The following is a 15285-nucleotide window of genomic DNA, read 5'->3' as shown; positions in this document are numbered from 1 at the left end:
ATCACAAATCAACAATACCTATGACACTAAAGTGTACAACCCAAATGACGCTTAACTATGAGAAAAGAGAATGAATGCTTCCGTGGAAAGCCTAACTAGCACAGGGCTCCTCCATTCCCCACAGTTTATTCCCAACACCAAAAGTATATTGACTACCTACATGAAATTTATCACCAAACTAAAACCATTGCTACTGGGCTGCCTGCTTAGTCCCGCGCTGGCATGGGCGCAGGGAGGCACCTCCCCTGCCGCTACCAGCCTTACCCTGGAGCAGTGTGTGGACTACGCGCTCGAGAACGGGGCCGCCGTAGAGAACGTCCTGCTGAACGAGGCCATCGGCGAACGCGAGATCAGGGCTAACCTGTCGGGCTGGTACCCGCAGATAAGCGCCAGCTTCGGGGGCTCCTACAACATCAAGCCACAGCAGTTTCCGGTAGGCGACCAGATAGTAACCTCGGCGCAGCGCTATAACTCCAACCTCCTGTTCGAGGCAAACCAGAACCTGTTTAACAGCGACCTGCTGCTGGCCTCCAAGGCCGCCCGCTTTTCCAGGCTGCAGCTTGACCAGCAGATCACCAACACCAAAATAAACACGGTGGTAGAGGTAAGCAAGGCGTTTTATGACGTGCTGCTTACGCAGGAGCAGTACCGCATTCTGAATGTGAACCTGGTACGCCAGGAAAAGCAGTACAACGATGCCCGCAGCCGCTATGAGGTGGGCCTGGTAGACAAGACAGACTACCAGCGTGCCGCCATTACGCTGGCCAACATCCGCAGCGACATCAAGCGTACCCAGGAGGGCATTAAAGCCAAAACAGCGTACCTGAAGCAGCTGATGGGTTATCCGATAGAGAGCGATCTGGACTTGGTGTATGATTACGAGTTGATGGAGCAGACGGTGCTGGTGGATACGGCTACGGTGATGGAGTTTGCCAACAGGATAGAACTGCAGCAACTGCAGACACAGCGCCAGCTGCTGGAGCTGAACACGGCCTACAACAAGTGGAGCTACCTGCCAACGGTGTCTGCCTTTATCAACTATAACTCCCAGTACTACAGCAGCGCTGGCCTGGAAGATCTTTACAACAAGGCTTACCCTACCTCTGTGGTTGGTTTGCGTGTTTCCCTGCCTATCTTCCAGGGTATGCGCAGGGTGCAGAACGTGCGCATTGCCCAGCTACAGGAAGAGCGCCTGGACGTAGCCATCGAAGATACCCGCAAGGCAATCAACACCGAGTATCAGGCCGCACTTGCCAATTACAAGGCCGACTATACCGACTGGCGCACGCTGCAGAGCAACCTGGAAATAGCCCAGGAGGTGTACGACATCATTAAACTGCAGTACGATGAGGGCGTGAAAGCTTACGTAGACCTGGTGGTGGCTGAAAGCGAATTGCGCGCTACCCAGATTAACTACTACAACGCCCTGTATAACCTGCTGGCCAGCAAGCTGGACTACCAGAGAGCTTTAGGAAACATAGATATCAATCCATAAATCAGTGAAAAAGAGAATGAAGAGCAAATGCGTATGGCTGGCGGCAGCCATCATCAGCCCAACTATACTTATGTCGTGCGGTGGTGATCAGGCAGGCCAGCAGATGAACCCAGCCGCCATGGCTGTTCCTGTGAATACCTACAAGGTTACGGAGCAAAGCGTAACAGGCAAAGACACTTACCCCGGCACGGTTACGGCCCTGCAGGAGGTGGAGCTTCGTCCGCAGGTTTCAGGTTATATCACAGATATCTATGTACAGGATGGCCAGCGTGTCAAAAAAGGACAGAAACTTTACGAGATAGACCGCAACAAGTACCAGGCATCTTACCAGCAGGCGCAGGCCAACGTGGCAAGCGCGCAGGCGAACCTGGCCCGGGTGCAGAAAGACCTCGAGCGCTACGAGCGCCTGGCAGAGCGCGATGCGATCGCCAAGCAGCAGCTCGATTATGCCCGCACCGAGGTGCAGACCGCCAAGGCACAGGTAGCCTCGGCGCAGGCGCAGGTGCGCAGCGTTTCCACTGATTTGGGATACTCTGTAATAAACGCGCCCTTTGATGGCACGATCGGTATTTCGCAGGTGCGCGTGGGAGCGCAGGTTTCTCCCGGCCAGCCACTGCTGAACACCATCTCCTCCACTGATCCCATCTCTGTTGACTTTGTCATCAACGAGCAGGAGTTGGGCCGCTTTAACGCGCTCCGCCAGGGCAATCAGCCGGACTCCCTGTTTACCATCACCCTGAACAACGGGGAGGTTTACCCGCACAACGGCAAGCTCCTGGCCATCGACCGCGCTATCGGTCGTCAGTCTGGTACTACCACCGTTAGAATACAGTTCCCTAACCCGGAAGAGCGGCTGATCCCAGGCATGACCGTAACGATGAATGTGCTGAATCAGGATATTGGCGATCAGCTGGTGATTCCGTTTAAGGCCGTGACTGAGCAACTGGGCGAATTCTTTGTGTACGTGGTACAGGGCGACTCCGTGGTGCAGCAAACGGTACAGCTTGGCACCAGGTTTAAGCGTGACATTGTGGTACGCGAGGGCCTGAAAGAAGGCCAGCAGATTGTGACGGAAGGTGTGCAGCGCCTGCGCCATGGTGCTAAAGTGCAGGTCGGCGACCAGCAGCAGCAACAGCCGCAGGCCTCAGGCCAGAAATAATTTCTATCAACTTAGAGGAGATTTAGCATAGTAAGATGATATCAGATGTTTTTATAAGACGGCCCGTTACCGCCATGGTGATCTCGATTGTGATCGTGTTGGTGGGTACGCTGGCCATGATGAATTTGCCTGTCACGCAGTATCCGGACATCTCCCCTCCTACGGTGGCTGTATCGGCTACGTACACGGGCGCTGATGCCCAGACAATCGAGCAGATCATTGCCACCCCGCTGGAGACGCAGATCAACGGCTCGCCGGGCATGGCTTACATTACCTCCACCAACACCAACGGTATGTTGAGCTTGACGGTAACCTTCGAGGTTGGCACCGACATCGACATTGCCACCCTGGACGTGCAGAACCGGGCCAGTATCGCGGAGCCCGCGCTGCCGGAGGACGTACGTCGCCTGGGGGTAACGGTGCGTAAGCGTAACCCGAGTATCATGATGGTGGCCGGTATCTACTCCCCTAATCGGACGCATAGCGTGGAGTTCCTGGATAACTACACTAACATCTACATCCGGGATGCCTTGATGCGTGTGAAGGGCGTGGGTGACATTTTCGCCATCGGCCAGGACTTCAGTATGCGCCTCTGGCTGCAGCCTGACAAGCTGGCGCAGTACGGCATGGGTGCCAACGAGGTAATCGCTGCCATTCAGGAGCAAAACCTGCAGGTGGGTGCCGGTACCGTTGGCTCTGCCCCGCAATACGGTGATCAGTCGTTCCAGTACCCTATCACGGTTACAGGCCGCCTGCAGACGCAGGAGGAGTTCGGCAACATCGTGGTGCGAACCAACCCGGCGACGGGCTCGCTGGTATACCTGCGCGATGTGGCGCGCATTGAGTTCGGTCGCTTCGACTATAACAGGGGCTCCAAGGTAAACGGTAACCCAGCAACCATGATGCTTATCTACCAGGCACCTGGAAGTAACGCACTTGAAACAGCGGACGGCATTTATGCTGCGCTGGATGATTTAAAACGCTCCTTCCCAGCCGACCTGGACTACATCGTATCGTTTGAGTCTGTGTCGGTGGTAGAGGCCTCTATTAACGAGGTAGTAATGACCCTGGTGGAGGCGCTTATACTTGTAATCCTGGTGGTATTCCTGTTCCTGCAGAGCTGGCGTGCTACCCTGATTCCGATTCTGGCTATTCCGGTATCTATTATCGGTACCTTCTTGTTCTTCATTCCGCTTGATTTTACCATCAACACGCTGACGCTCTTTGGTTTCGTACTCTCCATCGGTATTGTCGTGGACGACGCCATTGTGGTGGTGGAAGCGGTGCAGCACCACATAGACCATGAGGGGCTATCGGCACGGGAAGCCACGCGAAAAGCGATGAAAGAGATTACGGCTCCGGTAATTGCCATTGCCCTTATACTTGCGGCTGTGTTTATTCCGGTGGGCTTTATCCCGGGCATTGTGGGACGCTTGTACCAGCAGTTTGCCATCACCATCGCCATCTCGGTACTTATCTCTGCCTTTGTGGCCCTTACCCTTACACCGGCACTCTGCTCGCTTATGCTGAAGCCGATGAACGTAAGAAAGGATTCCAAAGGCATTAACAAGTTCTTCTACCGTTTCAACAACTGGTTTGCCCGCACGACGGAGTCTTACTCGATGGGCGTGCGCCGAAGCATTAAAGCAGCGCCAATGGTGCTGATCCTGCTGATCCTGCTTTATGCGGGTACAACCGTTATGTTCATGACCAAGCCGTCGGGCTTTATCCCGACTGAAGATGAGGGTCGACTTTTTGTGTCTGTAGAGTTGCCGGAAGGTGCCTCTAAGGCCAGAACAGAGGCTATTCTGGACGAGATGGGTGAGATTATGTCTACTGTGCCGGCGGTGCAAAACTATACTGCCATTTCCGGCCTGAACGCCATTAACTTCTCCTTCAAATCGAACAGTGGTACCTTCTTCATGCAGCTGAAGCCTTGGGCAGAAAGAAAAAATGAGGAGGACAAGCTACAGGGCGTAATGGCCACACTGCAACAGAAGTTTGCAGGCATTAAGGAAGCTAACGTGCTTGTGGTGGCTCCGCCGGCTATTCCTGGTCTGGGTGCCTCAGGTGGTTTTACCTTTGTGCTGCAGCAGCGCCAGGCAGGTTCTACGCAGGAATTGGAGCAGGTAATGGGTCAGTTCCTGGCAGCAGCCAATGCCCGTCCGGAAATTGCTATGGCCTACAGCTTCTTTAACACCAGAACCCCGGGCTACCACGTGGTGGTTGACCGCGAGAAGGCTAAGAAACTGGGCGTGAACGTGGCCGATGTATATTCTACACTTTCTACCTACATGGGTAGCCGCTACGTGAACGACTTCACCCGCTACGGCCGAAACTTCCGTGTAGTAGCACAGGCCGATACGGCTTACCGTATGGATATCGACAACCTGAAGCAGTACTACGTAATGAACCGCCAAGGCCAGTCGGTGCCACTGAGCGCCCTCGTAACAGCTGAGGTGGAGGAAAGAGCCGCCGTGATTTCGCACTACAACCTGTTCCGCTCCGTGGACATTAACGGTAGTGCGGCTCCGGGCTATAGCTCCGGTCAGGCGCTGGAGGCCCTGGAAGAAGTGGCGGCACAGGTGCTGCCAGCCGGATATGGGTATGAATTTACGGGTCTGAGCCGTGAGGAGCAGGCAGCCGGAAGCACGACCATCTACATCTTTGCCCTTTCTATTGTACTCGTGTTGCTCTTGCTGGCGGCCCTTTACGAGAGTTGGTCGGTGCCGTTCTCCATCCTTTTCGCCATTCCGCTGGGAATGTTCGGTGCCATCCTTGCCCTCACGCTCCTGCCAAAGCTGGACAACAACGTCTACGCCCAGGTAGGTATGATTACACTGATTGGTCTGGCTGCTAAAAACGCCATTCTGATTGTGGAATTTGCCAAAGAGCGTGTGGACCGGGGCATGGAGTTGATTGAGGCGACCATCGAGGCGGTAAAGCTTCGTCTGCGCCCTATCATCATGACCTCGCTGGCCTTTATACTTGGTGTGACGCCGCTGGCGATGGCCTCCGGTGCAGGTGCCGTATCGCGCCAGACGATTGGATGGGTGGTAATTGGCGGTATGTTGGCCGCGACTTTCCTGGCCATATTTGTGGTGCCGGTGCTTTACGTGGTTATCACCAGGGTTGCCTATGGTAAAAAAGGCCTGGAAGAACTCCGCGCCAAAGGCAACAGCCAACCCGACGAAAATGAGGACGGCGACCCGGCTTATGTAAACCCATAAATCAGGACGATTTTTAAATCGCTGATACAGCAAACAGCCCCGGCTTTAGAAGCCGGGGCTGTTTTTTATACTTTCTGCAAGACGTTCTATACTTGGGTATGATGCTGTCAGCCAAAGTAGGTAAGGTATTAGGCAAGCTCTATTTCAAAAGTATAATAACACAGGTTACTTAGAACCTACCCATCATGTGAGCAAAGTCATTTATGCTACTCACTATGCTTTAAACCTACTTGTCATTTTGTGAAGAAACTTGGTAGAAGGGAGGTAAAGCCTACACAACTCGCTACCAAGATCCTTTCAAGATGACAAAATCAAAAGAAGGATATGGCGCTGCTCCAAGAGGGGAATCATAATACAGCTGGAGGAACTCCCCTCTTGGGAGGGGTTAGGGGTGGGTTTACACCTTTACCAAAATTGTAGAGAAGAACTTGAGTTCTTAAAGTATAAACAGAGTAATTTTGGATCTCCAGCCGTAACTAATTAAAAGTATACTTTCCCCACGTTGTATCATAACACGGCTTCAACGGCAAGGCTGCATGTATTTTAAAGCAAACAGGCGAAGTATATCTGATGCCATACTTCGCCTGTCTTTTTATACTTTGAACACGGTGTTACTGCGCTTTTCCACGAACCTGCTTCTCCACCACGTCCCACATCTCCTGCGGTATCTGGTCGAAGCCGTTGAACTCGCCGGCACCGTAGAGCCACTCTCCTCCGTCTATTGTTACTACCTCCCCGTTTACAAAAGAGGCATAGTCTGATACCAGATAAGCTGCCAGGTTGGCTAGCTCCTGATGCTCCCCAAAACGCCCCACCGGAATGCGGTTTACCAGATCCAGTTTGTCGGCCAGCTGCTTGGGGAACAGGCGTGTCCAGGCGCCCTCGGTTGGGAACGGCCCCGGAGCAATGGCATTGGAGCGGATGCCATACTTGGCCCACTCGGCGGCCAGGGAGCGCGTCATGGCCAGTACACCGGCCTTGGCGCAGGCAGAGGGCACCACGTAGCCGGAGCCCGTCCAGGCGTAAGTGGTGACAATGTTGAGGATAGTTCCCTCCTGCTTCTGGTCTATCCAATGCTTGCCAAGGGCCAGGGTGCAGTTGTAGCTGCCTTTCAGCACGATGTCGGTGATCACGTCGAAGGCCTTATGGCTCAGGCGCTCGGTGGGACTCACGAAGTTGCCTGCAGCGTTGTTTACCAGCACATCAACCCTACCAAACCGCTCCAGCGTGGCCTGCAGCATCGCCTCAATCTCATTATACTTGCGCACATCGCAGGCGATGGGCAGTACGGCGCCTCCGGTTTCCGCTTCCAGCTCTTTGGCAGCTTGCTCCAGCACCTCCAGCTTGCGGCTACAGATTACGGCGTTGGCGCCCAACTCCAGAAAATATTTCACCATGGAGCGGCCGAGGCCGGTTCCACCGCCTGTCACAATAATGGTTTTGCCCTTCAGGGCGCCCTCCTTTAGCATGGGTTCAGCTTTTATCATGGGTCTCGCGTTTAAGATTAAGCGGCTATACGTAACCAAATCTCTCTAAATATAAGTATAGCCCCTGAACTCATACGTATACTTTCAGCAAATATTAAAGTAGATGAGCAAGGAACAACTACAGAAGGAATTGACGCAGGCTGCAGACGGGATTCTGCTGCGCAGTGAAATAGAAGCGCCGTTGGAGTTTGTGTACCTGGAAACGGAGCAGGGGCGGCCGCTGACAACGGAGGACGTGGTGGAGCACGCTGGCAAGCCCTCAGGCATGGCCGTGAGAACATATGACCTGGAAGGATTTATGCAGCTGTTGCAGGGTGTTACCTCAGATGCCCGGAAAGGGCCTGATTCGGCGACCCAGCAACTGTTTGGCACCCTGCAGCGCCTGTTGCAAGATGTAAAAGTATACACCATCACTCAAATAGGAACAGAGGCCTACATACTTGGCAGAGCGGAAGACGGAACTTATGCGGGCTATAAAAGTATGGTGGTGTTGGACGAGGCCTCGATTGACGAGCAGGACGAAAGCTAAAAGTGATCCTGCAATAATTTATTCGCTGCGATGATGCCGCTCAGGCAGACGCCCGGTATTCCCTGGCCGGGGTACACAGTATCGCCGCAGAGGTAAGCACCGCGGTGGTCGAGGCGCGCGTCCTTCATTTGCCAGGGTTTTATCTTACGGTACTGCGGGTAGCCACCCACCGCCCCGAAAGCTCGCTTGGTCCAGAAGATCCAGCCCCCAGGCGTGGCTGACTGCACTGAAAGTATACTTTCGGGTCGCACCAGGCCACGCCTCCCAAGTTCCTGTACAATCGCCTGCTCTAATGCCGCTTTATCCTCAATCAGGTGCGCCTGCGGATGATGCAGGTGCGTGCTTATACTTGCCACAACGGTTCCGTCCGGTGCCTTTAGCCTGTCGGAGGGGTGGCTGAAGCTGATGAAGATACTTTTGCTGCCCGTCTGTGGCAGGGGCTGCGGCAGGTGCACCTGGTGGTGCAGTACCTCATTGGCCTCCTCGGCCCGCAGCACCAACGCCATAGTAAAGGCCCCGTTCAGCCTGTCGGACCCCAGCAAGTATGGCTTCAGGCTACGTTTGATTTTCTCCTCTTGAAAAAGCTGCGCCGTATTGTTCAGCGGGATGCCGGAAATAACGAAGCGACTCTCCACCTCTTCTTTGCTTGTCTTCAGCCGGTAGCCTTCCGGCAAGGTTCTTACTTCCTGTACCTCGTGTCCATACTTTAGAGTGGCTCCTTTGGCAAGTATAAACTGCTCCACCGGCTTTACCAGGTTTATCAGGCCGCCCGTCACGTAATAATTGGAATACAAAGTATAGCACAGCGCTGTGGCTCCGAAAAGCTCATTCACTTCCGGCAGATAGTTCTGCGCCGTTATCAGCAGCTGCTCGTCTACGAACCGGGTGAAAAGCTCGTTCTGGTGCAACCCATACTTTTGCAGCACCTGCTCCATCGTCCGAAACGCACCGGGCAGCAATTTGAGCTGGCCAGGGGTTACCCGCATGCCCGACAGCAGCAGGTCCTTTGTGTTGGAGAAAGGAAAGCTGCGCTGGCGCAGGGAGGTGCGCCATACTTCCTGGCTGATGCTGTAGCAGTGCTCCCAAAACTCGCGCTGTTTATACTTTCCAAACACCCGCTCCGCCTCGGCTATCCACTGCTCCAGGTTGCCATAGCGGGTAAGCAACTGGGCATCGGGCAGGTGCACCTGCATGGGTGTTTCCAGCACCTGCACCGGCACCTTGACGCCTGTCTGGTCCAGCAGGTAGCGCAGGGGCATATGCTCATCTAGCCCTACAAGCGTGGTGGCTCCGGTCTCGAACCAGTGGCCCTTCCGGAGGTAAGACGTCGCACAGCCGCCGGGATATTTGGCCTGCTCCAGCACACAAACCCGTAGCCCATACTTGGCCAGCAGGGCCGCGGCCGTCAGCGATCCAAAACCTGATCCGATAATGGCTACATCGTACCTCATTTATACTTTACTTTGTGGCGGTTTAAGCAGGTATTTATGCCACTAATAACCAAGTGGCCTTTGTAATGTTGTAGCAGTATACATTCTAAAAGTATAATGGAGGATAAAAGAAGGATTAGCATCATGGGCTGCGGCTGGCTTGGGATGCCGCTGGCAGAGCAACTGTTACGGCACGGATATTCGGTGAAGGGCTCTACCACCTCGCCAGACAAAATAGAGGTGATGCTTGAAAAAGGCATACAGCCATACTTGCTTAACCTGGCAAATGAGGAACAGCTGGATCGCGACGCCCTGGAGAATTTCCTGGAAACAGACGTGCTTGTACTGAACATCCCGCCGCACCTGCGCTCGGATGGCGGGGAAGCTTATATGAACCAGATGCAGCTGCTCCTGAAGGCCTTGCTCAGCTCGCCGGTTAGCCGCCTGTTGTTCGTTTCCTCCACCTCCGTGTACCAGGACCTGAACCGCGTGGTAACAGAAGAGGACATTGCTTTTACAGACGAGCTGGAGCCTGGAAACACCCTGTTGAAGGCCGAGAGAATGTTCCAGGACCGCGAGGATTGGGTTACGTCAGTCGTGCGCTTTGGCGGACTGGTAGGTGGCACCCGGCACCCGGGGCGTTGGCTGGCAGGGAAAACGGATGTGCCGGACGGCGACGCGCCGGTAAACCTCATCCACCTGGAGGATTGCGTCAGCATACTTTACCGCATCATAGAGCAGGAAAAATGGGGCGCTATATACAACGCTTGTTCCGACCTGCACCCGCTCCGGAAAGAACTTTATACTTCGGCCGCCCTTTTGCTGGGGCTTACGCCACCGCAGTTTAAGGACATGGTGGAGACAAAGTTCAAGCTCATCAGCAGCCAAAAGCTAAAGGACGATCTTTCCTACACCTTCATCCACCCCGACCCAATGGCATTCTTTTCGTAGCTTTGTGGTTGAATGGTTGCATTGCTTAATGGTTAAAGTATAACCAAAAATGGCAGCAGTATTTCCGCCCTTTTCTCAATCAAGAGCAAGAAAATAGCAGCAATCAACAACTAAAATTAACAAGAGATTAATGCAGATAGCCATTATTGGCGGTGGTGCCGCCGGTTTCTTTGCCGCCATCACCTGTGCAGAGGCCAACCCAAAGACCAGGGTATTGCTGCTGGAGAAAACGAGTAAGCTACTGGCCAAGGTGCGTGTTTCCGGGGGAGGCCGCTGCAATGTTACCCACCACTGCTTCACTCCTGCTGTGTTTGCCCAGCACTACCCGCGCGGCGCCAAGCAGCTGAAGGAGGCTTTCAAGCAGTTCGGCGCCCGCGAAACGGTGGACTGGTTTGCGCAGCGTGGCGTCAAACTAAAGGCCGAGGCAGATGGCCGCATGTTTCCCATCACAGATAGCTCAGAAACGATTATAGAGTGTCTGCTGCAACAGGCCAGGCGGGCAGGTGTACAGATTAGAACCGGCGCCAGTGTGGAAAGCATTTTACCTGTGCAGCAGGATGGAAACCAGCATTTCATACTTCAGCTGGCCGGTGGCGAAAGTATAAAAGCAGACAAAGTGCTGGTGAGTACCGGCGGTAACCCCAAAAGCCAGGGCTATGATTGGCTGCGGCAGTTGGGGCACGCCATTCAGGAGCCTGTTCCATCCCTTTTTACATTCAATGTACCAAGTTCTCCGCTAAAAGAGCTGCAGGGCGTGGCGGTGCCGCAGGCGCGGGTGCGTATTGCCGGGCAAAAACTAGAGTATGAAGGCCCGCTGCTTATCACCCATTGGGGCTATTCAGGCCCTGCCGTGCTCAAGCTCTCGGCCTGGGGAGCCCGGTTGTTCTATGATCAAAAGTATATCTTCACGGCCCTCATCCAGTGGGTGCCCGGGCAAACGGAGGAGAGCCTGCGGCAGGAGCTGCAAGCCTTCAGGCAAGCCCATCCCAAGAAAATCGTGAGCAGCAACCCGCTCTTCGGGCTGCCGCAGCGGCTATGGCAGGGGCTTGCGCAACTGGCTGAGGTGCCGGAAGAGGTGCGGTGGGCAGAACTGCCAGCCAAAAACACAAACAAACTGGTCGAGGCGCTGCTTAGGATGCCCGTGGCGGTAAACGGTAAAACCACTTTTAAAGAGGAGTTTGTTACCTGCGGAGGAATCGACCTGAAAGAGGTAAACATGAAAACGATGGAAAGCCGCCTACAGCCCGGTTTATACTTTGCCGGTGAGGTACTGGACATAGACGGCATCACGGGTGGCTTCAACTTCCAGGCCGCCTGGACAACAGGCTACTTGGCCGGAAAAGCCATGGCATAAACAACGGCAGATCAGGTTTTTGGAAACCAAAGCACAGCCATATCAGTATGAATGCATATTAGAACAAAACTGATAAAACTATGGAAATTAATAAAGAGCTAAAGTCCACTGTGCACCACCTGATAGAGCGCTGTAAAGATGGAGCCAAGGGCTATAAAACCGCTTCGGAGGATATCGAAGACCAGGACCTGAAGGACCTCTTCCTGAAGTATGCCGTGCAGCGCGACAGCATGATTACCGAACTGCAGGACCAAATGCACCGCCTGGGCCACACCGACGATGAGTCGAGCTCCATTGAGGGCACCCTGCACCGTGCCTGGATAGATCTGAAATCAGCATTGACCTCGAAAGACCGCGTACGTGTACTGGAAGAGTGCGAGCGTGGCGAAGACTATGCTGTCAAGGCGTACGAAGAGGCGCTGCAAAAGGACCTGCCTGCCGATCTGAAAAAGATTGTAGAGCAGCAGTACCGCGACGTAAAACATGCGCACGATCACATTCGCGCGCTGCGTGACGCCGCAAGAGAATAGGCAATGATTTCTGTGAAGTATAAAAGAGCCTTTCGGGGCTCTTTTTTAATTTCCGGCAGTACGGTTTCCTATAGTTGAATAAGTATACTTCCCTCGTTCCATGTCGCTCAAAAGTCTATTCAAAACAGAGGTACGGCAGGCGCTCGCCCAGTATAGCCCGCAGCATGGGCAGGAAATGGTCACACGTGAAGCGCTTGCTCCCCTGCCCGTAGCGGTTCAGGACTACCTCTCTTCCTGCGGATACCTGGACAAGCACCGCATCCGCAATTTCTTCGTGGAGTATGACAATGCCCAGATAAAACTAAAGCCTGACGCGAATTGGATGAACCTGAGCTGCGTGCAGTTTAACGCAATGGCTCCCGCTACCCGGATCGCCCTGATGCAGGCAAACATGTATGGCTTGCTTCCGTTTGGGGCCAGAGACAAGTACCAGCATGGCCAGGGCAATATGCTCATAAAGCTGGCAGGCCTGACCATCAGCAATGCCCGCGGGCCTAAAATGAACCAGGCGGCGCTCGTTACTTTTCTGGCAGAGGCTCCCCTGCTCCCCGGCCTTTTCTTTCAGCAGCACACCACCTGGCAAGCATTGGGCCCCGGACAAGTTGGAGCAAGTATAACAGATGCTGGCATAACAGTGGGTGGAGCATTCCAATTTAACAGCCGGGGTGAAATAACCTCGTTCAGAACAAGGGACAGATACTATTCTACAGACGGGAAAAGCTATCAGAACTGGGAGTGGTCAGCCTTGCTGGACAGGTACAGGTTGCTGGGTGGTTTTAAGATACCTACCGTGGTGCGGGCCGTGTGGCACATGCCCGGAGGGCGCGATTATGAATACTTCAGGGCAAGTATAAAAAGCATAAAGTATAACCTCACCCACTGGCCTTAAAAAAGAACAAGGGTAACATCCGTCTGATATTACCCTTGTCTTATCTAACTGTTTAAACAGTCAGCTTAATCTTCCAACCTTTTTATGATACCCTCTTTAACGGGCACCCGAGAGAAAGGTTATGGTTCCTAAAATTTTTGCATCAAAAAAGCCGGCTTTTCGGCCGGCTTTTTCTTCAAGCTCGGAAGTTTAAACTTCTTGCGCTGATTACATTCATATTTACGCAGAACAAATTGCAGTGTTTCAGGAATAAATAAGATTAAAATCTTCTTTTTCTGAAACCTCCGCCGCTTCTTCTGTCACCGCCACGGTCACGATCTCCGCCACTGCGTCTGTCTCTGAAACCGCCTCTGTCGCGGTCACCTCCGCGGAAACCACCGCCGTCGCGGAAGCCGCCACTTCTGCGGGCGCCCCTGTCTCTGTCGCGGTCACCGCCGCCGCCAAAGCCAAAGTCTTCCTTATCGCCACGGCCTTCTTTCGGGCCGGAGCCTTTCTTCTGCGACTTCTCGATGATCACCATACGGCCATCGTACTCAACGCGTCCGATGTTCTCCACAATCTCTGCGGTATACTCGCTCGGCACTTCAACAAAGCTGAACTTGTCGTAAAGGTCGATGTCGCCTACGCGGCCTTCCGGGATGCTGGAGTTCTGGGCCAGCAGGTCGATGAGGTCGCGCGGGTGCACGCGGTCTTTCTTGCCAATGGTGATAAACAGACGGTCCATGCCTTCTTTCGTGGCAGACAGTTCTTTCTCAGCCTCAGCGCCCTTCTCCTTCACTTTCTGCTCCTTCATGCTCATTTTCAGCAGCGCGGCAGCCACATCAAGCGGGGTAAAGCCTTCAGTTTCGTTCACAAAGCGTTCGATGCGCGCCACGTGCTTGGCCAGGTGCCCTTTATCCAGCACTTCCTTCACCTTGTCGAAGAAAATGTTGGTGCGGATTTCGTTCACGTCCTCCAGCGACGGCACCTGCTGCAGTACAATCTTGGCCTTGGTGTAGCGCATGATGTCCTTCAGTTTGTAGCCGTCGGAGCGGCCGCCCACAAACGAAAACGCCTTACCGGATTTACCGGCGCGGCCGGTACGGCCAATGCGGTGTACGTAAGATTCTTCGTCCTGCGGCAGGTCGTAGTTGAATACAGCCTCCACGTTCTCCACATCCAGTCCGCGGGCAGCCACGTCAGTTGCCACCAGTACCTCGAGGGTGCCGTTTCGGAATTTATTCATCACCGTGGTACGCTGGTTCTGGTTCAGGTCACCGTGCAGTCCTTCGGCAAAGTAGCCGCGCGCCTGCAGGCCTGCTACCAGGTCGTCCACCATGCGTTTGGTGTTACAGAAAATAATCACCGACTTCATGTTGTACATGTCCAGCAGACGCGACAACACTTCCTGCTTGGCGCTGTTACGCACCTCAAAGTAAGATTGGTCGATGTTGGTTACTGTAAGCTCCTGGCGTACCACCTTTACCAGCACAGGGTCGGTTTGGTAGCGCTTGGTCAGCTCCATGATCGGCTTGGACATCGTGGCCGAGAAGAAGATGGTCTGTCTTTCCTCGGGGATGCGCTCCAGCACGTACTCAATGTCCTCGCGGAAGCCCATGTCAAGCATTTCGTCGGCCTCGTCCAGGATGATCTTCTTCACGTCGTCGAGCACCAGGGTGCCGCGGTTGATGTGGTCCATCACACGGCCCGGCGTACCGATAACAATCTGCACCCCTTGCTTCAGGGCGCGCAGCTGACGGTCGTAGCTCTGGCCACCGTAAATAGGCACCACGCTGATGTTCTGCTTATACTTGGCCAGTTTCTGAATCTCGCCGGACACCTGGATGGCCAGCTCGCGCGTTGGGCAAAGTATAAGCGCCTGTACGCTACGGTTGTATGGGTCGATCGTCTCAACAGTAGGGATACCGAAAGCGGCCGTTTTACCAGTGCCTGTCTGGGCCTGGCCAATGATGTCTTTTCCTTCTAAAACAACCGGAATGGCTTCTTGTTGGATGGGAGAGGCTTCTTCAAAGCCCATGTCAGCGATAGCACGCTGTACTTCCTGCGAAAGCGGAAGCTCGTCAAATCTGATTTTGTTCATCTAATATGTTATAACTGTACTTCTGGAGGCAGCCTGTCTATACCGAATTTCCCTTACTTAAGAGAACGACAAAATAAAAACAACTAAGTAGCCAACAGTGTAGTAACCAGTTATCCAAGAACGCAGACTGTTCCAAATCGGGCGCAAAGTT

The 15285-nt window shown here is 53.8% G+C and carries 11 protein-coding genes; 8 read left to right on the top strand and 3 right to left on the bottom strand.

The features are described from left to right. Positions 1-160 precede the first annotated feature (160 nt). Genes BM040_RS00685 through BM040_RS00675 form a run of 3 tightly spaced genes read left to right on the top strand, consistent with a single transcriptional unit; the run spans position 161 to position 5884 of the window. On the top strand, positions 161-1495 hold the full coding sequence (locus BM040_RS00685; RefSeq protein ID WP_092098029.1) for a TolC family protein: 1335 nt from the start codon (positions 161-163) through the stop codon (positions 1493-1495). Positions 1496-1511: 16 nt separating this feature from the next. Then, positions 1512-2654, top strand: coding sequence for an efflux RND transporter periplasmic adaptor subunit (locus tag BM040_RS00680; RefSeq protein WP_092098028.1), 1143 nt, complete (start codon positions 1512-1514; stop codon positions 2652-2654). A 35-nt stretch (positions 2655-2689) separates the two neighbouring features. Continuing rightward, positions 2690-5884: an efflux RND transporter permease subunit gene (locus BM040_RS00675; protein WP_092098026.1), complete on the top strand. Its 3195-nt coding sequence runs from the start codon at positions 2690-2692 to the stop codon at positions 5882-5884. 611 nt (positions 5885-6495) lie between these two features. Here BM040_RS00675 and BM040_RS00670 read toward each other — a convergent pair. Next, on the bottom strand, positions 6496-7371 hold the full coding sequence (locus tag BM040_RS00670; RefSeq protein WP_092098025.1) for an SDR family oxidoreductase: 876 nt from the start codon (positions 7369-7371) through the stop codon (positions 6496-6498). 103 nt (positions 7372-7474) lie between these two features. Here BM040_RS00670 and BM040_RS00665 point away from each other — a divergent pair, with 103 nt between their 5' ends. Continuing rightward, entirely contained in the window at positions 7475-7900 is a 426-nt protein-coding gene (locus BM040_RS00665) for a nuclease A inhibitor family protein (protein WP_092098023.1), read from the top strand. Here BM040_RS00665 and BM040_RS00660 read toward each other — a convergent pair. Beyond that, the gene (locus tag BM040_RS00660) at positions 7897-9351 is read right to left on the bottom strand and encodes a phytoene desaturase family protein (RefSeq protein ID WP_092098021.1); all 1455 of its coding nucleotides are present in this window, start codon (positions 9349-9351) and stop codon (positions 7897-7899) included. The genes BM040_RS00665 and BM040_RS00660 overlap by 4 nt on opposite strands. Positions 9352-9447: 96 nt before the next feature. On the opposite strand from BM040_RS00660, the gene BM040_RS00655 reads away from it, so the two are divergent. The 4 genes from BM040_RS00655 to BM040_RS00640 all read left to right on the top strand — a co-directional run bounded on the left by BM040_RS00655 (position 9448) and on the right by BM040_RS00640 (position 13054). Continuing rightward, a complete protein-coding gene (locus tag BM040_RS00655; protein WP_092098020.1) occupies positions 9448-10281 on the top strand; it encodes an SDR family oxidoreductase in 834 nt (277 codons plus the stop codon). A 130-nt stretch (positions 10282-10411) separates the two neighbouring features. Then, positions 10412-11635, top strand: coding sequence for a BaiN/RdsA family NAD(P)/FAD-dependent oxidoreductase (locus BM040_RS00650; RefSeq protein WP_092098018.1), 1224 nt, complete (start codon positions 10412-10414; stop codon positions 11633-11635). 80 nt (positions 11636-11715) lie between these two features. Further along, positions 11716-12165, top strand: a complete 450-nt coding sequence (locus BM040_RS00645; protein ID WP_092098016.1) for a ferritin-like domain-containing protein — start codon at positions 11716-11718, stop codon at positions 12163-12165. A gap of 100 nt (positions 12166-12265) precedes the next feature. Further along, positions 12266-13054, top strand: coding sequence for a DUF6544 family protein (locus BM040_RS00640; RefSeq protein WP_092098014.1), 789 nt, complete (start codon positions 12266-12268; stop codon positions 13052-13054). A 259-nt stretch (positions 13055-13313) separates the two neighbouring features. Here the strand turns inward: BM040_RS00640 and BM040_RS00635 are convergent, their stop codons facing one another. Continuing rightward, positions 13314-15134, bottom strand: a complete 1821-nt coding sequence (locus BM040_RS00635; RefSeq protein ID WP_092098012.1) for a DEAD/DEAH box helicase — start codon at positions 15132-15134, stop codon at positions 13314-13316. Positions 15135-15285: the final 151 nt, after the last annotated feature.

This window comes from Pontibacter chinhatensis, assembly GCF_900113285.1.
Taxonomy (GTDB): domain Bacteria; phylum Bacteroidota; class Bacteroidia; order Cytophagales; family Hymenobacteraceae; genus Pontibacter; species Pontibacter chinhatensis.
This window is presented reverse-complemented; position numbering and strand designations above follow the sequence as displayed.

Bases quoted from the DNA above. Each gene is read 5' to 3' on its own strand.
- BM040_RS00685 (WP_092098029.1), top strand. From the start codon at position 161: ATGAAATTTATCACCAAACTAAAACCATTGCTACTGGGCTGCCTGCTT.
- BM040_RS00680 (WP_092098028.1), top strand. From the start codon at position 1,512: ATGAAGAGCAAATGCGTATGGCTGGCGGCAGCCATCATCAGCCCAACT.
- BM040_RS00675 (WP_092098026.1), top strand. From the start codon at position 2,690: ATGATATCAGATGTTTTTATAAGACGGCCCGTTACCGCCATGGTGATC.
- BM040_RS00670 (WP_092098025.1), bottom strand. From the start codon at position 7,371: ATGATAAAAGCTGAACCCATGCTAAAGGAGGGCGCCCTGAAGGGCAAA.
- BM040_RS00665 (WP_092098023.1), top strand. From the start codon at position 7,475: ATGAGCAAGGAACAACTACAGAAGGAATTGACGCAGGCTGCAGACGGG.
- BM040_RS00660 (WP_092098021.1), bottom strand. From the start codon at position 9,351: ATGAGGTACGATGTAGCCATTATCGGATCAGGTTTTGGATCGCTGACG.
- BM040_RS00655 (WP_092098020.1), top strand. From the start codon at position 9,448: ATGGAGGATAAAAGAAGGATTAGCATCATGGGCTGCGGCTGGCTTGGG.
- BM040_RS00650 (WP_092098018.1), top strand. From the start codon at position 10,412: ATGCAGATAGCCATTATTGGCGGTGGTGCCGCCGGTTTCTTTGCCGCC.
- BM040_RS00645 (WP_092098016.1), top strand. From the start codon at position 11,716: ATGGAAATTAATAAAGAGCTAAAGTCCACTGTGCACCACCTGATAGAG.
- BM040_RS00640 (WP_092098014.1), top strand. From the start codon at position 12,266: ATGTCGCTCAAAAGTCTATTCAAAACAGAGGTACGGCAGGCGCTCGCC.
- BM040_RS00635 (WP_092098012.1), bottom strand. From the start codon at position 15,134: ATGAACAAAATCAGATTTGACGAGCTTCCGCTTTCGCAGGAAGTACAG.